The 19,242-nt window shown below is 71.6% G+C and carries 16 protein-coding genes; 4 read left to right on the top strand and 12 right to left on the bottom strand.

Annotation, left to right across the window (positions count from 1 at the left end; translation table 11 throughout):
- Positions 1 to 119: 119 nt before the first annotated feature.
- From BG418_RS07180 to BG418_RS07170, 3 genes are all read right to left on the bottom strand, one after another.
- Positions 120 to 2,513 carry a sodium-translocating pyrophosphatase gene (locus BG418_RS07180; protein WP_188272883.1) on the bottom strand — a complete coding sequence of 798 codons (2,394 nt, stop codon included), beginning with the start codon at positions 2,511 to 2,513 and terminating at the stop codon, positions 120 to 122.
- A 260-nt stretch (positions 2,514 to 2,773) separates the two neighbouring features.
- Positions 2,774 to 3,217 carry an ATP-binding protein gene (locus BG418_RS07175; RefSeq protein ID WP_188272882.1) on the bottom strand — a complete coding sequence of 148 codons (444 nt, stop codon included), beginning with the start codon at positions 3,215 to 3,217 and terminating at the stop codon, positions 2,774 to 2,776.
- 103 nt (positions 3,218 to 3,320) lie between these two features.
- The gene (locus BG418_RS07170; protein ID WP_188272881.1) at positions 3,321 to 3,674 is read right to left on the bottom strand and encodes an STAS domain-containing protein; all 354 of its coding nucleotides are present in this window, start codon (positions 3,672 to 3,674) and stop codon (positions 3,321 to 3,323) included.
- A gap of 79 nt (positions 3,675 to 3,753) precedes the next feature.
- On the opposite strand from BG418_RS07170, the gene BG418_RS07165 reads away from it, so the two are divergent.
- The gene (locus tag BG418_RS07165; RefSeq protein ID WP_188272880.1) at positions 3,754 to 6,261 is read left to right on the top strand and encodes a DEAD/DEAH box helicase; all 2,508 of its coding nucleotides are present in this window, start codon (positions 3,754 to 3,756) and stop codon (positions 6,259 to 6,261) included.
- On the opposite strand, the gene BG418_RS07160 is transcribed toward BG418_RS07165, so the two are convergent.
- From BG418_RS07160 to ssd, 7 genes are all read right to left on the bottom strand, one after another.
- The gene (locus tag BG418_RS07160; protein ID WP_188272879.1) at positions 6,173 to 6,682 is read right to left on the bottom strand and encodes an Rv3654c family TadE-like protein; all 510 of its coding nucleotides are present in this window, start codon (positions 6,680 to 6,682) and stop codon (positions 6,173 to 6,175) included. The two genes, BG418_RS07165 and BG418_RS07160, sit on opposite strands and share 89 nt — an antisense overlap.
- Positions 6,679 to 7,008 (bottom strand): TadE family type IV pilus minor pilin, encoded by a 330-nt coding sequence (locus BG418_RS07155; RefSeq protein WP_398997855.1) that lies wholly within the window; start codon positions 7,006 to 7,008, stop codon positions 6,679 to 6,681. The genes BG418_RS07160 and BG418_RS07155 overlap by 4 nt, the downstream gene beginning before the upstream one ends.
- A gap of 52 nt (positions 7,009 to 7,060) precedes the next feature.
- Positions 7,061 to 7,258: a DUF4244 domain-containing protein gene (locus BG418_RS07150; RefSeq protein ID WP_188272877.1), complete on the bottom strand. Its 198-nt coding sequence runs from the start codon at positions 7,256 to 7,258 to the stop codon at positions 7,061 to 7,063.
- 104 nt (positions 7,259 to 7,362) lie between these two features.
- Positions 7,363 to 8,157, bottom strand: a complete 795-nt coding sequence (locus BG418_RS07145; protein ID WP_398997921.1) for a type II secretion system F family protein — start codon at positions 8,155 to 8,157, stop codon at positions 7,363 to 7,365.
- A gap of 104 nt (positions 8,158 to 8,261) precedes the next feature.
- On the bottom strand, positions 8,262 to 9,140 hold the full coding sequence (locus BG418_RS07140) for a type II secretion system F family protein (RefSeq protein ID WP_317453541.1): 879 nt from the start codon (positions 9,138 to 9,140) through the stop codon (positions 8,262 to 8,264).
- Positions 9,137 to 10,333, bottom strand: a complete 1,197-nt coding sequence (locus BG418_RS07135) for a TadA family conjugal transfer-associated ATPase (RefSeq protein WP_188272876.1) — start codon at positions 10,331 to 10,333, stop codon at positions 9,137 to 9,139. The genes BG418_RS07140 and BG418_RS07135 overlap by 4 nt, the downstream gene beginning before the upstream one ends.
- Positions 10,330 to 11,433, bottom strand: coding sequence for a septum site-determining protein Ssd (gene ssd / locus BG418_RS07130; protein WP_188272875.1), 1,104 nt, complete (start codon positions 11,431 to 11,433; stop codon positions 10,330 to 10,332). Before ssd ends, BG418_RS07135 begins: the two co-directional genes overlap by 4 nt.
- A 445-nt stretch (positions 11,434 to 11,878) precedes the next feature.
- Here ssd and BG418_RS07125 point away from each other — a divergent pair, with 445 nt between their 5' ends.
- Positions 11,879 to 12,715, top strand: coding sequence for an HAD family phosphatase (locus BG418_RS07125; protein ID WP_188272874.1), 837 nt, complete (start codon positions 11,879 to 11,881; stop codon positions 12,713 to 12,715).
- A 440-nt stretch (positions 12,716 to 13,155) separates the two neighbouring features.
- On the opposite strand, the gene BG418_RS07120 is transcribed toward BG418_RS07125, so the two are convergent.
- A complete protein-coding gene (locus BG418_RS07120; RefSeq protein ID WP_188272873.1) occupies positions 13,156 to 13,983 on the bottom strand; it encodes an oxidoreductase in 828 nt (275 codons plus the stop codon).
- 102 nt (positions 13,984 to 14,085) lie between these two features.
- Between BG418_RS07120 and BG418_RS07115 the strand changes: the two genes are divergently transcribed.
- The gene (locus tag BG418_RS07115) at positions 14,086 to 15,072 is read left to right on the top strand and encodes an ATP-binding protein (RefSeq protein WP_188272872.1); all 987 of its coding nucleotides are present in this window, start codon (positions 14,086 to 14,088) and stop codon (positions 15,070 to 15,072) included.
- 35 nt (positions 15,073 to 15,107) lie between these two features.
- On the opposite strand, the gene BG418_RS07110 is transcribed toward BG418_RS07115, so the two are convergent.
- Positions 15,108 to 16,397 carry a hypothetical protein gene (locus BG418_RS07110; RefSeq protein ID WP_188272969.1) on the bottom strand — a complete coding sequence of 430 codons (1,290 nt, stop codon included), beginning with the start codon at positions 16,395 to 16,397 and terminating at the stop codon, positions 15,108 to 15,110.
- A 314-nt stretch (positions 16,398 to 16,711) separates the two neighbouring features.
- Here BG418_RS07110 and BG418_RS07105 point away from each other — a divergent pair, with 314 nt between their 5' ends.
- Positions 16,712 to 19,129, top strand: coding sequence for a bifunctional SulP family inorganic anion transporter/carbonic anhydrase (locus BG418_RS07105; RefSeq protein WP_188272871.1), 2,418 nt, complete (start codon positions 16,712 to 16,714; stop codon positions 19,127 to 19,129).
- The last annotated feature ends 113 nt before the right edge of the window (positions 19,130 to 19,242 follow it).

Below are 19,242 nucleotides of genomic sequence, written 5' to 3'. Positions count from 1 at the left end.
AGCCATTTGCACCAAGGGAGACAAGGCTCACGGCGCCCGTACGACGGGGCTTGCCGGACAACGCGACGGGCGGACAGTGCGTCAATTCGCACTGCCCGCCCGCTCTTGTCGAGGTGTCGCTAGGAAACGACCGCAGGGTCAGGTGACTTGGCGGTCATCTCGTGGTTTCCCTCGTCGCCCACGGCCACTCCGCGCCGCTTGGAGACGTACACCGCGCCGATGATGACGGCCGTCGCGAGGACCGCGACGACCGCGCGCACACCGGGGCTGGCGTCCGCTCCGTAGCTGAACTTGACCACGGCGGGCGCGATGAGCAGCGCCACCAGGTTCATCACCTTCAGCAGCGGGTTGATGGCCGGTCCGGCGGTGTCCTTGAACGGGTCGCCGACGGTGTCGCCGATCACGGTGGCGGCATGGGCCTCACTGCCCTTGCCGCCGAAGTTGCCGTCCTCGACCATCTTCTTGGCGTTGTCCCACGCGCCACCGGAGTTGGCGAGGAAGACGGCCATCAGCGTGCCGGTGCCGATCGCGCCCGCGAGATACGAGCCGAGCGCGCCCACACCGAAGGTGAAGCCGACCGCGATGGGCGCGAGCACCGCGAGCAGACCGGGGGTGGCCAGCTCCCGAAGCGCGTCCTTCGTACAGATGTCGACGACTCGCCCGTACTCCGGCTGCTCGCTGTAGTCCATGATCCCGGGGTGCTCGCGGAACTGGCGCCGCACCTCGAAGACCACCGCGCCCGCCGACCGGGAGACCGCGTTGATCGCGAGGCCCGAGAAGAGGAACACGACGGCGGCGCCCAGCATCAGGCCCACCAGGTTGTTGGGCTGTGAGATGTCCATGCTGAGCGTCATCGCGTCGGTCTTGGCTCCCACGTCGCCCACCGCCGTGGCGATGGCGTCGCGGTACGAGCCGTACAGCGCCGCCGCCGCGAGGACCGCGGTGGCGATGGCGATGCCCTTGGTGATGGCCTTGGTGGTGTTGCCCACGGCGTCCAGGTCGGTGAGGACCCGGGCGCCGGCGCCCTCCACGTCGCCGGACATCTCGGCGATGCCCTGCGCGTTGTCGGAGACCGGGCCGAACGTGTCCATGGCGACGATCACGCCGACCGTGGTGAGCAGGCCGGTGCCGGCCAGCGCCACCGCGAACAGCGCGAGCATGATCGACGTACCGCCGAGCAGGAAGGCGCCGTAGACGCTCAGACCGATCAGCAGCGCCGTGTAGACAGCGGACTCCAGGCCGATGGAGATACCGGCCAGGACGACCGTCGCGGGGCCCGTGAGCGACGACTTGCCGATGTCGCGGACGGGGCGCCGGGTGGTCTCGGTGAAGTACCCGGTCAGTTGCTGGATCACCGCGGCGAGCACGATGCCGATGGCCACCGCTACCAGCGCGAGGACCCTCGGGTCGCCGCCGTGGTTCTTGATGGCGGCGTCGGAGACCCCGTCCAACTTGGCGTACGACGACGGGAGATAGACGAAGACCGCCACCGCCACCAGGGTGAGCGAGATCACCGCGGAGATGAAGAAGCCGCGGTTGATGGCCGACATCCCGCTGCGGTCGGCGCGCCGCGGGGCGACCGCGAAGATGCCGATCATCGCGGTGACCACGCCGATCGCCGGAACGATCAGCGGGAAGGCCAGGCCCGAGTCGCCGAAGGCCGCCTTGCCGAGGATGAGGGCCGCGACCAGCGTCACGGCGTACGACTCGAAGAGGTCGGCGGCCATGCCGGCGCAGTCGCCGACGTTGTCGCCCACGTTGTCGGCGATGGTGGCGGCGTTCCTCGGGTCGTCCTCCGGAATGCCCTGTTCCACCTTGCCGACGAGGTCGGCGCCGACGTCGGCGGCCTTGGTGAAGATGCCGCCGCCGACACGCATGAACATGGCGATCAGCGCCGCACCGAGACCGAAGCCCTCCAGCACCTTCGGGGCGTCGGCCGCGTAGACCAGGACGACGCAGGAGGCACCCAGCAGGCCGAGGCCCACCGTGAACATGCCGACCACGCCGCCCGTACGGAAAGCGATCTTCATGGCTTTGTGCGAGACGGCCGTGAGATCTTTTTCTGGTTCGCCTTCCGCGGGGGTCGCCTCGCGGGCGGCGGCCGCCACACGCACATTCGCGCGAACGGCGAGACGCATGCCGACGTATCCGGTCGTCGCCGAGAAGAGCGCGCCGATCAGGAAGAAGGCCGATCGGCCCGCGCGCTGCGACCAGTTGTCGGCCGGCAGCAGGAACAACAGGAAGAACACCACGACGGCGAAGACGCCGAGGGTGCGCAACTGCCGGGCCAGATAGGCATTAGCGCCTTCCTGTACGGCCGCCGCGATCTTCTTCATAGATTCGGTGCCCTCGCCTGCCGCCAGTACCTGACGGACCAGCAGTTGGGCCACGACCAGGGCCGCGAGGGCCACGGCCGCGATGACGATCACGATCAACCGGTTGCCGTCGGTCAGAACCGCGGCCGCGAGTGAAGTGGGGTGATCGAGTTCTTGTGGGTTGAAGAGCCCCGCCATTCGTCCTCCTTGACGCTCAGAGCTCAAGATGTGGACGGATTGTAGGGAGCGGAACACGATCAAAACAGGGCGCGGCCAGCGGAATTGACCTTCAGTTGCTCCTCAGCAAATGATCGCGCCACACAAAGGCCCCCGAAAGCGGTAATGGGGCAAAAGCATTGACGCCTCATCCGGGATCGCGAAAATAATCTTTACAACAGAAAAAGGCCCTGCTCAGCAGGGCCTCCACAGCGGGGATCAAGAAAAACGTCAGGGCACGCTCAGGGCATGGCAGGGGCCTCGGTCGTCGGCCAGGTCATGCGGATGACACCGCCGGACTCGTCCGAAGTGACCTCCACGTCGTCGACGAGGCCACTGATGACCGCGAGGCCCATCTCGTCCTCGCCCGCGTCGTCCAGCTCGTCCTGGGACGCGGCGTCCCGGGCACCCGGTGCGGCGCCCCCCGAACCGGTACCGGGCACCTCGTCGCCGACCTCGATGGAGAACGCCTTCTCCTCCTCGGTCAGCACGACCCGCACCGGCGCGGCCACCCCGTACGCACGGTGCAGCCCGACGGCGCGGCTGCACGCCTCGCCGACGGCCAGCCTCACCTCGTCGAGGACCGCCTCGTCCACTCCGGCCCGGCGCGCCACGGCGGCCGCCACCAGGCGGGCCGTCCGGACATGTTCGGGCTGGGCGCTGAAGCGGAGTTCAACGGTGGCCATGCGATCCCCCTCGGGCATACGGGCGTGCGTCTCAGAGGCCCCGGGCCTTGGTGAGGCCCGGTGCCCCTGTCCTTCCTCCGGAGCCGTCCAGGGACGGCCGCCGTCAGTCGGTCGCGTTGACGGCCTCATCGACCGAGCTGTGGATCGGGAACACCTTGGTGAGCCCGGTGATCCGGAAGATCTTCAGAATGCGCTCCTGGTTGCAGACGAGCCGCAGCGAGCCCTCATGGGCGCGGACACGCTTGAGTCCGCCCACGAGCACGCCGAGACCGGTGGAGTCGAGGAAGTCCACGCCCTCCATGTCGACAACCAGGTGGTAGCTGCCGTCGTTCACCAACTCGACCAACTGCTCGCGCAGCTTGGGCGCGGTATACACATCAATCTCGCCACCGACCTCGACGACCGTACGGTCGCCACCAGGGCCGGACACATTGCGAGTCGACAGGGACAGGTCCACGGATCCTCCAGCACCTTGCTATCGAGCGGCCGCCCCCTGAGTCTCCCCGGCGGAGCCAGAGAACGGATCGCCAGCCGCGATGGCATTCAATCACTTACCAGCAGCCATGCACGACGCCTTCGGACCATTGTCCGTCACGCCAGTGACACACTCGGTGCCGATGGCCAGGAATCAGTACCCCAGAACACCCGCCACGGGCACGGGTGAACGACCCGACCCGGGCACCGTCCTGCACCGGCTCGCCGCGGGTGCGGACCGGGCTGCGCGCATCACTCATACGGAGCACTTGCCCCCACGAGAGGGCCGCCATGCCGTCTGGCCCCACCGCATCCGCCCAGAAGTGATCAACGCCATTCAGCTGGCCGGCGTCGAGCATCCCTGGGCCCACCAGGCGGCCGCCGCCGAGCACGCCCTGGCCGGCGAGTCCGTCGTCATCGCCACCGGCACCGCCTCCGGCAAGTCCCTGGCATACTTCGCCCCCGTCCTCACCACCCTGCTCGACGGCTCCGAGGCCCCCAACGGACGCGGCGCCACCGCCCTCTACCTTGCCCCCACCAAGGCCCTCGCGGCCGACCAGCGCCGCTCGGTGAAGGCCCTCGCGGCGCCCCTGGGCAACGCGATCCGGCCCGCCGTCTACGACGGCGACACCCCGGTCGAGGAACGCGAATGGGTACGCCAGTACGCCAACTACGTCCTCACCAATCCGGACATGCTGCACCGGGGCATACTCCCCTCCCACCCCAAGTGGTCCTCCTTCCTGCGCTCACTGCGCTACGTGGTCATCGACGAGTGCCACACCTACCGGGGCGTCTTCGGCTCCCATGTCGCCCAGGTCCTGCGCCGCCTGCGCCGTCTGTGCGCCCGCTACGGCGCCGATCCCGTCTTCCTCCTCGCCTCCGCCACGGCGGCGCAGCCCTCCGTGGCCGCCCACCGCCTCACCGGCCTGCCCGTCGTCGAGGTCGCCGACGACGCCTCCCCGCGCGGCGAACTGGTCTTCGCCCTGTGGGAGCCGCCGCTCACCGAACTCCACGGCGAGAAGGGCGCGCCCGTACGCCGCACCGCCACCGCCGAGACCGCCGACCTCCTCACCGACCTGGCCGTCCAGGGCGTGCGCACGGTCGCCTTCGTACGCTCGCGGCGCGGCGCCGAACTCATCGCCGTCATCGCCCAGGAACGGCTGTACGAGGTGGACCGCGCCCTCGCCCGCCGGGTCGCCGCCTACCGGGGCGGCTACCTGCCCGAGGAGCGCCGGGCCCTGGAGCAGGCCCTGCACTCCGGGGAACTCCTGGGCCTGGCCGCCACCTCCGCCCTGGAACTCGGCATCGACGTGTCGGGCCTCGACGCCGTGATCATCTCCGGCTATCCCGGCACCCGGGCCTCCCTGTGGCAGCAGGCGGGCCGGGCCGGACGGTCGGGCGAGGGCGCGCTGGCCGTCCTGGTCGCCCGCGACGACCCGCTGGACACCTACCTCGTCCACCACCCCGAGGCGCTGTTCCAGCAGCCCGTCGAGTCGACCGTGCTCGACCCGGACAACCCCTACGTCCTCGCCCCGCACCTGTGCGCGGCCGCCGCCGAACTCCCGCTCACCGAGGCCGACCTGGAGCTCTTCGGCCCGGCGAGCCCGGGGCTGATGCCGCAGCTGGAGGCCGCGAAGCTGCTCCGGCGACGGGCGTCGGGCTGGCACTGGACCCGCCGCGAGCGGGCCGCCGACCTCGCCGACATCCGGGGCGAGGGGGGCCGCCCGGTCCAGATCGTCGAGGCCTCGACGGGACGGCTGCTCGGCACGGTCGACGCGTCCGCCGCCCACACCACCGTCCACGACGGCGCCGTCCACCTCCACCAGGGCCGTACGTACCTGGTGAAGCATCTGGACCTGGAGGATTCCGCCGCCCTCGTCGAGGAGGCCAATCCGCCCTATTCGACTGTCGCCAGGGACACCACCTCCATCTCCGTTCTCGAAACCGACACCGAGATCCCGTGGGGAGCCGGCCGCCTCTGCTACGGCTCCGTCGAGGTCACCAACCAGGTCGTCTCCTTTCTGCGCCGCAAACTCATCACCGGCGAGGTGCTCGGCGAGTCCAAGCTGGACCTGCCGCCCCGCACCCTGCGCACCCGGGCCGTGTGGTGGACGGTCACCGAGGACCAGCTGGATGCCGCCCGGATCAACCCGGAGATCCTGGGCGGCGCCCTGCACGCCGCCGAGCACGCCTCCATCGGGATGCTGCCGCTCTTCGCCACGTGCGACCGCTGGGACATCGGCGGCGTCTCGGTGCCGCTCCATCCGGACACCTTGCTGCCGACGGTCTTCGTGTACGACGGCCACCCCGGTGGCGCCGGATTCGCCGAACGCGCCTTCCACACCGCGCGGGAGTGGCTGACCGCGACCCGCGAGGCCATCTCCTCCTGTGAGTGCGAGGCCGGCTGCCCGTCGTGCGTGCAGTCCCCCAAGTGCGGCAACGGCAACGACCCCCTGCACAAGCGGGGCGCGGTGCGCCTGCTCACCGAACTGCTCCGGGAGGCCCCGGCCCCGGAGCCCGTTCCGGAAGCCGGTACGGGGGCGGAGCCGCCGGGCCCGCCCGGGACCTGACCGCCGGGCCGTACGGGCCGAACCTGGCCCGTACGGTCACATCGGCGATCTCCCCGGTCACCGCGCACCGCACCACCTGGCCGCCCTGCGCACCGGCGACCCGGGCCGCCGCGCCGCAGGCGTCGGCCGTGCCCCACAGTGCCCGGTCGGCCGCCGCCAGCGCGGCCAGGTCCGCGGCGCCGCCCGCCCGGTGCCGGGCCGCGACGGCCTGCCCCAGCGCGAGGACGCCCGCGAACACCACACAGAGCGCGGAGACGGCGACAGCCACCCAGACGGTCGCGAAGCCCTGGTCGTTGTGGCGGGGGCCAGGGTGGTGGCGGTCCCGGCGCCAGGGCCGGTGCCAGCGCCGCCATCGAGTCACATCACGGCCCTGGCCGCCGTCCCGGAACCCTCTCAGCGCCCGGCCCACCCCCGCCCTCATTGCTCCTCCCCGACCGTGTCCTCGGCGAGGGCGTCGGCGTCGGCCGTCAGCGTGAGGGCCAGCGCGCCGGGACCGGGCGTCGGAGCCTCCACCCGGACGCGCCACAGGTCGCCGCTGCGGCCGAGCATGACCCGTGCCCCGTCCGGCGCCGCCGAGCGCGCGGCCGCCAGCACCGCGCCCTCGGCCTCGGACCGTGCGGCCGCCCGCGCCCCCGCCCGGGCCGCGTCCACGCACTCGATCTGCGCGGCGGCCGCCATCACCGCCCAGAGCAGGGCCAGGGCGAACAACGCCAGTGCCGGTATCGCCACGGCCGCCTCCGCCGTCACAAAGCCCCGGTCAGCGCCTGGACTGGGTTCGGCTGGACGGGCGCACCCGCCCTCAGAACTGGACATTGAGCGCCCTCTCCACCAGCGACTGAAGAGCCGAGGAGACGGCCCCGCTCGTCACCACCTTGTAGAGCACCGCCGCGAAGCCGCACGCGGCGATCGTTCCGACCGCGTATTCACTGGTCGTCATCCCGGCGTCCCCGCGCAGCCCGTGCGCGGCACGCCGCATCCATGCCTTCATCGTCTTCATCTCAACCCCTTGTTGGTTGCCCGTTGTTGCTTGTGTGTGGTGAATCGCCCGCTGTGAACTGCCCGTTGTGGATCCCGTGTGGGTGGCCGCTCGCGGCGCCGGACTCAGTGCTTGAGCAGCCCGCTCGCCAGGCCGATGACCACCGGGGCCACCCCGGCCGCGAGAAACGCGGGCAGGAAGCAGAGGCCCAGTGGGCCGGTGATCAGTACGCCCGCCCGTCTGGCCCGGGCCGCCGTCGTACGGGCCCGCTCGGCCCGACAGCGCTCGGCCACCCGCCCGACCGGCCCCGCCGCGGGCGCCCCCGACGAACCGGCCCGCTCCAGACAGCGGGCCAGCCCCGCCGCGCCCGGTATCTCCCCCAACCTCCCCCACGCCTCGGCCGGGTCGCCGCCCAGCCGTAGCTCCGCCGCGATCTGCGCCAGCCGCCGTCCCACCGGGCCGTCCAGCGACTCCCCGACCGCGCCCGCCGCCTCGCGGGGCCCAGCCCCGGCGGACAGACAGGCGGCCAGCAGGTCGGCGGCGAGCGGCAGTTCGGGGTCCGCCACTCCGGATTCGGCACGCGCCCCCTCCGGCTTGCGGCGCCGCCCCCAGCGCCTCACCCCGTACGCCCCCGCCAGCCCGACCGCCGCCCCCGGCACCCCGCCGATCAGTACGTACGCACCGGCCAGGACCCCCAGCGGCCCGACCCAGTCCCGTAAGCGCATCGATCGCCCCGACGCCTGACTCGGCAGCCACGCCTGCATCCGGTCCCGCACTCGGCCGCGTCCCGTGAGCATGGACAGCGCGTCCTCGGTCGCCGCCAACAGGGCCACTCCCCGTCGCCGGACCGCCCGTTCGCGTCTACGGCGCGCCGCCTCCAGCCCTGTCCACAGGAGCAGGGCCACGATCGCCGTCACCACCCCCAGCCTGTGGAAAACATCCCGCAGAACTTCCTGAGCCGCGTCCGAGACCGAGCTCGCGAGTCCGGCGCCCCGGAGCCCGGCAGCGGCCACCCACACCCCGCTCACCCCTTCTCCCCCGTCCTGACGATCCGCGCCGTCCAGCACAGCCCCGCGAACTCCAGGGCCCCGGCGACCACCAGGCAGCCGAAGCCGACCGGGGTGTGCAGCAGTACGCGCAACGGGCTCGCGCCCATCGCGGTGCCGAGCAGCAGACCGAGCACCGGGAGCAGGGCCAGCAGCACGGCCGTGGTGCGCGGCCCGGTCAACTGGGCGCGCAGCTCCTCCTGTTGCTCCCGATCGGCCCGTAACGCGGCCTCCAGGCGCTCCAGGCCGGCCGCGAGGCCCGTGCCGCCGTCGACCGCCACCTGCCAGCACGCGGCCACCCCGGCGAGCCCTTCCGCGCCCGGCTCCCGGGCCGCCACCCGCAGCTCCAACGCCACATCGCCGCCGAACCTCGCGGCCGCCAGCACCTGCGCCTCGGCCTCGCCCAGCGCTTCCGTGTCCCGCGCAGCCACCGCCAGCGCCTGGCCGGGCTGGCGTCCCGCCCGCAACTCCCCGGCCACCACCCCGCACCACGCGACCACCTCGTCGCCGCGCCGCCACTTCGCCCGCTCGCGCTCCCGGGCCCGCAGCCACCGCCCCATCAGCGGCACCGCCACCACCCCGGCGGCCAGCGGCAGCACCGAGTCCGCCAGCACCGCCACGACCACCGCGACCGGCAGGCACAGCCACTCCGGCCGTGCCCGATCGCGCAGCCGCTCCCAGAGCCGCCCCCACGGCGGCTCCTCCGGCTCGACCGCAGCCCCCACGAGCACCAGCCGTGCCCTGCGCAGCCCCTGGTCCCGCCCCACCGAGAGCCAGGCCGCCGCGAAGGCACAGACGGCCGCCGCCGAGGCCGGGGTGACCAGGGCGGCCGAGTCCGCCGCCGTCCAGTTCGTCACCACGCTCCTCCCAGCAGCACCCGCAGCCGTTCCCAGCCGCGCTCCTGGGCGAAGCCGCCCTTGGCCCAGCGCAGCGCGGGAACGGCCACCACCAGCCCCGCCTCGTCGCGCTCCAGCACCCGGACCTCGGCGACCCGGCGCCGCCCGGCCCTGTCCCGTACGAGATGGAGGACGACCGACAGCGCCGCCGCCAACTGGCTGTGCAGGGCCGCCCGGTCGAGCCCGGCCGCCGTGCCCAGCGCCTCCAGACGGGCGGGGACGTCCGCCGCCGTGTTGGCGTGCACGGTGCCGCAGCCGCCGTCGTGGCCGGTGTTGAGCGCGGCCAGCAGATCGGTGACCTCGGCGCCGCGCACCTCGCCCACGACGAGCCGGTCCGGGCGCATCCGCAGGGCCTGGCGCACCAGGTCCCGCAGGGTCACCAGACCCGCGCCTTCCTGGTTGGCGGGCCGCGACTCCAGCCGCACTACGTGCGGATGGTCGGGCCTCAACTCGGCCGAGTCCTCCGCCAGTACGATCCGTTCGCGCTCGCCCACCAGGCCGAGCAGGGTGGAGAGCAGGGTCGTCTTGCCCGTGCCCGTGCCCCCGCTGACCAGGAACGAGACCCGGGCCTGGATGAGTGCCCGCAGCACCCCGTCCCCGCCCGGCGGGACCGTCCCGGCGGCGACCAGTTCGTCCAGCGAGAACGCCCTGGGCCGCACCACCCGCAGTGACAGACAGTCCGCCCCGACCGCGACCGGCGCGAGCACCGCGTGCATCCGCGTCCCGTCCGGCAGTCGCGCGTCCACCCACGGCCGGGCGTCGTCGAGGCGCCGCCCCGCGACCGCCGCCAGACGCTGGGCCAGTCTGCGCACCGCGGCCGTGTCGCTGAAGCGGACGCTGGTGAGTTCCAGTCCGGAGCCCCGGTCCACCCACACCCGGTCCGGCGCGGACACCAGGACGTCGGTGACGGCCGGATCGGCGAGCAGGGGCTCCAGCGGCCCCGTCCCGACCAGCTCGGAGCGCAACCGCTCGGCGCCGCCCAGGATTTCCGCGTCGCCGAGGAGCCGACCCTGGGCCCGCAGCGCGGCCGCCACGCGCGCGGGGGTCGGCTCGGCGCCGCTCTCCGCGAGCCGTCGGCGTACCGCGTCGAGCAGCGGCCCGGGCGAGCCTGCGAGCCCGCCCGCCGTGCCGCCCGGGGACACATCCGTACTCATGAGACCGCACCTCCCGTCAGGGCCTGCTCCCAGAAGGCCGTGCAGAAGCGGGACAGGGACCCGCGCGTCTGACTGCCCGGCGGCGCCCCGTTCTCCTGGGCCTCCAAGAGGCCGTATTCCATGGGCAGTTCGCCTGCCAGAGGGAGCCCGAGGGCGGCCGCCACCCACTGTTCGTCGAGGCCCGCCGCGTACGGGCCTCGCACCACCGCGCGCAGGTCCCGCAGGACCATGCCGACCGAGGACGCGACCCGGTTGGCGGCGGCGACCGCGCGCAGTTCGCCGGGGACGACCAGCAGGCCGAGGTCGAGCTGGGCGAGCGCCTCGGCCACCGCGTCGTCCACCCGCCTGGGCAGGTCGACGACCACCACACCGCCGCGCCTGCGCGCGGCCGCGAGGACCGCCCGCATCGCCTCGGCCGGGATCACCACCGAGTCGCCCCGGTCCCAGCTGAGCACCCGCAGCGAGTGCAGCCAGGGCAGGGACTCCTCAAGGGCGCCCCCGGCGACCCGGCCCCGGGAAGCGGCGAAATCCGGCCATCGCCTGCCCTCGGCCTGCTCACCCCCGAGCAGCACGTCCAGACCGCCGCCCAGCGGGTCCCCGTCGACGAGCATGGTGCGCCGGCCGGCCTTGGCCGCCGTCACCGCGAGGGCGCAGGCAAGCGTGGACGCGCCGGCGCCGCCCCGCCCGCCGATCACTCCGACGGTCAGCGCCTGGCGGCCCACGCCCTCGGCTGCGTCCGCGATCCGGTCGACGAGCCACTGCTCCGCGTCGGGCAGCCGCAAGACATGGTCGGCGCCGATCTCCACCGCGAGCTGCCACACCCCGGGGTCGTCCTGGTCCCGCCCGACGAGCAGGACGCCGCGCCTTCGGGCCGCGCCGCGCACCCGGGGCGCCGCGTCGTCCCCGACCAGAATCAGGGGCGCGCTCTCCCATCCGGCGCTGCGCTCGGGCACCGCGTGGCGCACCTCCGGCTCGGCCCCCGCGGCGGCGCACAGCCGCAGCAGATCGTCGAGCAGCGCCTCGTCCTCGGTGACGATCAGGGGCCTCGCGCGGCGCCCCTCCGCACCCGCCGGCCGGTCGGACGTCATGGGTCCGTCCATGATGTCCGCCTCCTCTCACTGCGATTCCTGGCGTCCGCGGACTTCGCGAACTGGAATCACGGTGGAGGCGTTCCGGAAATAAAGTGGATCTTGGTCAAAACCTGTGGACAACTCGCCGGTTGTGAATATTCCGTTCACCTATACCGGTGACTTCCAGAGCGCACCGGAACCATTACGCTCAGTGACGAGTCAGACCGTGCAGAGGGAGGAGCCATCGCGGCCCGAGGGAGGGGGGAAGGATCGTGCGCGGGACCCGAAAATGCATCCGGACATGCGACGACCCCCGCCGGGGGGGAGAGCGGGGGTCGTCTCTCCGGCCGACTCGGGGGGGGAGGAGCCGGACCGGGTTAGCACGGTCGCGAACGATCCGTGACTTCCATGGTGTACCCGAGAGCCTTCTCAGGCAAACCCACACGCCCCAGCGTACGCCGAATGGTGGGCGCCTATGCTCGCCTTCGTGGAAAACCACTCCTTGCCGCGGACCGCCGCCTTCTTCGACTTGGACAAGACAGTCATTGCCAAGTCGTCGACTCTCACGTTCAGCAAGTCCTTCTATCAAGGGGGACTCATCAACCGCCGGGCCGTGCTGCGCACGGCGTACGCACAGTTCGTGTTCCTCGCCGGTGGCGCGGACCACGATCAGATGGAGCGGATGCGCGAGTACCTGTCGGCGCTCTGCAAGGGCTGGAACGTCCAGCAGGTCAAGGAGATCGTCGCCGAGACCCTCCATGATCTGATCGATCCGATCATCTACGACGAGGCCGCCTCCTTGATCGAGGAGCACCACACCGCCGGCCGCGACGTCGTGATCGTCTCGACCTCGGGCGCCGAGGTCGTCGAGCCCATCGGCGAGCTGCTCGGGGCCGACCGCGTGGTGGCCACCCGGATGGTCGTCGGCCCGGACGGCTGCTTCACCGGAGACGTCGAGTACTACGCCTACGGCCCCACCAAGGCGGAGGCGGTCAAGGAACTCGCCGCGTCCGAGGGGTACGACCTGGCGCGCTGCTACGCGTACAGCGACTCGGCGACCGATGTGCCGATGCTGGAGTCGGTGGGCCACCCCTTCGCGGTCAACCCGGACCGGGCGCTAAGGCGCGAAGCGGCCATTCGAGATTGGCCTGTTCTCGTCTTTAACCGACCCGTTCGGCTCAAGCAGCGGCTCCCCGCGATCTCCATGCCGCCCCGCCCGGCACTGGTCGCGGCGGCGGCCGTCGGAGCGGCGGCTGCCACCGCCGGGCTCGTCTGGTACGCGAGCCGTCGCCGTGCGGGTGCCGCGAGCTGACTCGCGTTACACCGCGCGCGCCGGCCCACGGACACCGCTGCACACCGGCGGATACCGCCGCTCGACCAGCCGTGACCGTTTAGTCCTGTTTGAACGTAAAAGTAAAGAAGTGCAGTCAGGGGTTCCGCTTCACCGCGGTCAGGAGTACAAATAAGGCAACGGCCCGCGAGACCTGGGACATCCGAGAGGATCACCTTCTACGCAACACGGCCCCACGGACCGAGCATGAACATCGAGCACCCACGCGACGTCGACCCGTCGATTACGGGCCAGCCGCACCAGGTGACGGGCAGAAGTTCCCGACCTGATGGGCAAACTATCGAGGACGCTTGGTAACACGGTGAACATGCCAGCGGCGGTACCGATCCGGTACCGCCGCAACCCTTTGTGGGCCCTGCCTTTCTGAGCGCCACCCTTTGTGGGCCCTGCGCCGCAGGCCCCTAAGCCGCTCCGCGCTGCAACGCCTCGCAGACCGCCGTCGACTCCCGCACACCGAGCTCGACCGAGCGGCCGCAGAAGGTGATCCAGGCCGCCATGCCCTCCGGGGTCCCCGCCACATAGCCGTCGAGCGCCGCCGCGTACGCCGCCCGCCCCTGCTCCGCATGGCCGACCTCGGCCGGGCAGATCGACTTCGGGTCAAGGCCGCTGCCGATCAGCACGATCCGCTCGGCGGCCCGCGCCACCAGGCCGTTGCAGGAGCCGAAGGGGCGCAGCGCGAGCAGTTCGCCGTGCACCACGGCGGCCGTGACCAGCGCCGGAGCCGAGGACCCCGCGATGATCAGCTGGGACAGGCCCTCCAGCCGGCCCGCCACCTCGTCCGCGTCCGGCACCGGCAGTTCGATCAGCGGCTCGTCCACCGGCTCGCCGTGCAGCCGGGGCCGGCCCACCGTGTCGGCGGAGTCGGCGGACGCCACCAGGTGCAGTCGGGCGAGCACCCGCAGGGGCGACTGGCGCCAGATGGAGAGCAGTTGGCCCGCCTCGGCGCTCAGCCGCAGGGCCGCGCCGACCGTGCGCGCCTCGGACTCCGAGCCGAAGTCGGTGCGCCGGCGCACCTCCTCCAGTGCCCAGTCGGCGCCGGAGAGCGCGGCGCTCGCGCGCGCCCCGCGCAGCGCCGCCTCCGAGGTGATCTCGTTGCTGCGGCGTCGCATGACGCGGTGGCCGTAGACCCGGTCGACGGCTTTGCGTACGGAGTCCACGGCGTCCGGCACACCGGGCAGCGAGCCCAGGGCGACAAGCGGATCGGCGGCCGACGAGGCGTTCGTACTCATAAGTAGGGAGGCTACGCGCCCCGGGCCCACACCCCACCTTCGAGTGGTCTTCTTCACTCGATACCCCTACTTTCCGCAGTGATGCGATTACCGTTGGTGAACATGAAGATCGCTTTCGTGGGCAAGGGCGGCAGCGGAAAGACCACGCTGTCCTCGCTCTTCATCCGTCACCTCACCGCCAACGAAGCCGCCGTCCTCGCCGTCGACGCCGACATCAACCAGCACCTGGGAGCCGCGCTCGGGCTCGACGAGGCGGAGGCCGCCGCGCTGCCCGCGCTGGGCGCGCACCTGCCCCTGATCAAGGAGTACCTGCGGGGCACCAACCCCCGGATCGCCTCCGCCGAGACGATGATCAAGACCACGCCCCCCGGCCGGGGTTCGCGGCTGCTGCGGATCCGCGAGTCCAACCCGGTGTACGAGGGGTGCGCGCGGCGGGTCGTGCTCGACGACGGGGACATCCGGCTGATGGCGACCGGCCCGTTCACCGACTCCGACCTGGGCGTGGCCTGCTACCACTCGAAGGTCGGGGCGGTCGAGCTGTGCCTGAACCACCTGGTGGACGGGCCGGACGAGTACGTGGTCGTCGACATGACGGCCGGCTCGGACTCCTTCGCCTCCGGCATGTTCACCCGGTTCGACATGACCTTCCTGGTGGCCGAACCGACCCGCAAGGGCGTCTCCGTCTACCGCCAGTACAAGGACTACGCGCGCGACTTCGGTGTCGCGCTGAAGGTCGTGGGCAACAAGGTGCAGGGCCAGGACGACCTGGACTTCCTGCGCGGCGAGGTCGGCGACGACCTGCTGGTCACGGTCGGCCACTCCGACTGGGTGCGCGCGATGGAGAAGGGGCGCCCGCCGCGCTTCGAGCTCCTGGAGGCGGACAACCGCCTCGCCCTGCAAGCCCTCCAGGACGCGGCGGACGACTCGTACGAACACCGCGACTGGGAGCGGTACACGCGTCAGATGGTGCACTTCCATCTCAAGAACGCGGAGAGCTGGGGGAACGCGAAGACGGGTGCCGACCTGGCGGCGCAGGTCGACCCCGTCTTCGTGCTCAATGAGGAACTGGCGGTTCCGCAGCCGAGCTGACAGCCCCTCGGCGCAGTCCTCGGCCGGTCAGCCGGTCAGTGCGCCGCGGCCTGCTTGAGGCCCGGCTGGTGGAGCGGCTTGGCCGGCTGGATGGGCGCCGGTACGGCGGGCTGGGCGGCCAGGAAGGCCGTCCAGCCGCCCTTCGGCGCCTCACCGACCTTCAGCTGACGGAACTTGTCGAGTGTCGACGGGTCCTGGGCGTCCAGCCAGTCGGCGAGCTGACGGAACGACACACAGTGGACGTCACGCTTGACGCAGACCGTCTTGATCGTATCCTCGACGGCCCGCATATAGGTGCCGCCGTTCCAGGACTCGAAGTGGTTGCCGATGATCAGCGGCGCGCGGTTTCCGTTGTACGAACGGTCGAAGGCCTGGAGCAGGCCGTCGCGCATCTGGTTGCCCCAGTACTCGAACTGATCGGCGTCGCCGGTCATCGCGTTCGACTGGTTCATGTAGAAGTTGTAGTCCATCGACAACGTCTGGAAGCCCCGGCCCGGGACGGGGACCAGCTGCATCGACAGGTCCCAGACGCCGTTGTCGTTCTTCTTGGGCCACACCTGGTCGTCGACGGCGCTGGTGTCATAGCGCCAGCCGAGCTCGCCGGCGGCCGTCACGAAGTTCTTGCGGCCCTCCAGGCAGGGCGTGCGGCCGCCGATGAGCTCCTTGTCGTAGTCGAACGGAAGCGGCGCCTCCGACTTGAGGCCGGAGTTCGACTTCCAGTTCTTCACAAAGGACTTGGCCTGCGCGATCTCGCTCTTCCACTCCTCCACCGACCAGGTGCCGACGCCGCCGTCGTTCCCGCAGAAGTGGCCGTTGAAGTGGGTGCCGATCTCGTTGCCCTCCTGCCACGCGTCGCGCAGCTGGGCGACGGTGTCCTTGATCCCCTTGAGGTCGTTGAAGCCGATGTCACTGCTGCCCGGGGAGTGCTTGGGCGCGGTGTAGAGCTCACGCCTCTCCTCCGGGAGCATGTACACGCCGCTGAGGAAGTACGTCATGGTCGCGTTGTACTTCTTGCCGACCTCGCGGAAGTGGGAGAAGAGCCGCTGGCTGTCCTCGCCCGCGCCGTCCCAGGAGAACACCACGAACTGCGGCGGCTGCTGACCGGCCGCCAGCTTGCGGGGCTTGAGCAGATGGGGCTGGAGTCCGGTGAACGCGGTGGAGCCGTCCCCGATCAGGCGCACGGCGCTCTTCGGGGCGGCGGCACCGGGCTGACCCGCACCGTGGGAGCCCGCCTTGGTGGGGTTGCCCACCGAACACCCGGCTACCCCCGCGACCAGCGCGGCGGCGACGACCCCGGTGGTGATCCTCTTCGTGGCGGCCATCATCCGCCCACCCTCTTCCTCGCAGATCAGCTGATCCGAAGACCCGTAGACCCGCAGATCTCTCGCGCTGAATGCCATCAAATCGCCGCAAAAGTGACATGCAGCGTGAGGGAAGAGGCCGCGACGTGCCGAACGAAAAGCTGCTTATTCACTGTTACGAGTGAATCGTTGCCCTATTTGCCGGGAATGCGAGGCGCCGACCTTTACTCTGCATTACGATTCGTTTACCGAGAGTTGAGAATCCCGCCGCTGCACGCCGTGACCCACGGCCGCGACCCCACATCCGCGACCGCGCTGCCCCGGAGGAGACGGGAACCATGTCTGCCTGCGTCCCCACTCGCACCCAGCCCCTCACTCACCCCGATCACGCACACCGCCCGCACAGCCCGCCACCCCCCGAAGGCCGCCGCTTCCGGATCGCGGGCCGTGACCTGTCCGCATCCGTCACCGTCTTCCTGCTCGCCGTGCCGATGTCGCTCGGTCTCGCCGTCGCCATCGACGCCCCGCTGGAAGCCTCTCTGATCGCCGCCGGTGTCGGCGGAATCGTCGCCGGGCTGCTCGGCGGCTCACCGCTCCTTGTCAGTGGCCCATCCGCCGGACTCACGGTGGTGACGGCCGAGTTGATCCAGACCTACGGCTGGCGCACGACCTGCGCCATCACCGTTCTCGCGGGTCTTCTCCAGATCGCACTCGGCTCACTGAGGACCGCGCGCTCCGCGCTCGCGGTGAGCCCCGCCATCGTGCACGGCACCCTCGCCGGCATCGGTGCCGCCATCGCGCTCGCCCAGCTGCACATCGTCCTGGGCGGCTCCCCGCAGAGCTCGGCCGTCGACAACGCCCTTGCCCTGCCCGGCCAACTGGCCAAGGTCGGCCCTGCCGCACCCCTCGTCGGGGCGCTCACCATCGCCGTGCTCATCACCTGGCCGCGCCTTCCGGGGCGGATCGGGAAGGCGGTGCGCCGCGTCCCGGCCGCGCTCGCCTGTGTGGTGGTCGCCACCGCGGTGGCCGCCCTCGCCGCACCGAGCGTGGCGCGCGTCCAACTGCCTTCCTGGGACGCGCATGTACTGCCCGAGCTGCCGCGGGGGACGGTGGCCGGGTTGGCCGCCGCCGTGCTGACGGTGACACTCGTGGCCAGCCTGGAGTCGCTGCTCTCCGCCGTCGCCGTGGACAGGCTCGCCGCCGAGCGGCCGGGCGCCGCACCGACCCGGGCCGACCTCGACCGGGAGCTGCGTGGGCAGGGCATCGCCAACGCCGTCTCCGGCCTGCTCGGCGGAATGCCGATCTCCGGAGGCGCGGTGCGGGGCAGTGCGAACGTACGGGCCGGAGCGGTCGGCCGGGCCTCCACCGTGCTGCACGGGGTGTGGGTGCTGCTCGCCGCCGGGCTGCTCGTGGCCGTCCTGGAATGGATCCCGCTGGCCGCGCTCGCCGCGCTGGTGATGGTGGTCGGCATCCAGATGGTGTCCTTCGCGCACATCCGCAACGTCCACAAGCACCGCGAGTTCCTGGTGTACGTGGCGACGGTGGCCGGGGTGCTCCTGTTCGGGGTGCTCCAGGGCGTGGCCATCGGGATCGCGGTGGCCGTCGCGGTCGCGCTGCACCGGCTGACGCGGACCCGGATCACGGTGCGGCCACTGGATGACGGGACGTATGTGGTGTGCGCCCGAGGTCAGTTGACGTTCCTGGCGGTGCCGAGGCTGACCCGGGCACTGAACCAGGTGCCCCAAGGGGTGAACGCCGTGGTGGAGTTGAACGGGTCCTTCATGGACCACGCGGCCTACGAAGCACTCCAGGGCTGGCAGGACGCCCACATCGCGCGGGGCGGTGGGGTGCGGATCACCGGGCGCTCCGGGATCGGGGCCTCCCCCGCCCACCAGGGGGCGCCCACCCAGGCAGGCCCGGCCGACCGGGCCGAGCCGGGGGCCGGGGAGAAGGCCGGGGTTCAGGCCCACGCCGAGGGGAATGCCGCCGAGGCGGCGGCGGACGGGCATGGCTGCTGTCGGCCGTGGACGCCGTGGCGCAACCACCATTGCCACGACAAGCCGCCAGCTCAGCGGCCGCATGGACATCAACTGGCCAGCGGGCTCAGCGCGTTCCAGCGCAACACCGCGCCGCTGGTGCGGGACGAGTTGGCGAGGCTGGCGCGGGAGGGGCAGAAGCCGTCCCAGCTCTTCCTCACCTGTGCGGACTCCCGGCTGGTCACCAGCATGATCACGTCGAGCGGCCCGGGGGATCTGTTCACCGTGCGCAATGTGGGCAACCTGGTACCCCCGCCCGGCGCGGAGAGCGCGGACGACTCGGTGGCGGCGGCGATCGAGTATGCGGTGGAGGTGCTGCGGGTCGAGTCCATCACGGTGTGCGGACACTCCGGCTGCGGGGCGATGCAGGCGCTCCTCAACACCCGGCCGGGCGCCCCGCAGACGCCGCTGGCCCGCTGGCTGCGGCACGGGCTGCCGAGTCTGGAACGGATGGCCAGCCGCCGGCACGCCTGGGCGCGGATCGCCGGGCGGCTGCCCGCCGACGCGGTCGAACAGCTCTGCCTCACCAATGTGGTGCAGCAGCTGGAGCATCTGCGCCGCCATGAGTCGGTGGCGCGGCGGCTCGCCGAGGGCACGCTGACGCTGCACGGGATGTACTTCCATGTGGGCGAGGCCCAGGCGTACTTGCTGGCGTACGACGACGTCCAGGAGGTCTTCGAGGGGGTGGGGCCGACGACACCGGCGCAGTCGTACGCCTGAGCTCACAGCATCCCCCTGTCCCGCACCCTGAGAGCGTCCGAGGAAACGTCCGAGAGAATGTGCCTGTGTGCGTGCGTGAGCGCGTTCGTGAGAACGTCTGACGACGCGCCGAC

Source organism: Streptomyces sp. CBMA152, assembly GCF_014596475.1.
In the GTDB taxonomy this organism is placed as follows: Bacteria; Actinomycetota; Actinomycetes; order Streptomycetales; family Streptomycetaceae; genus Streptomyces.
This window is presented reverse-complemented; position numbering and strand designations above follow the sequence as displayed.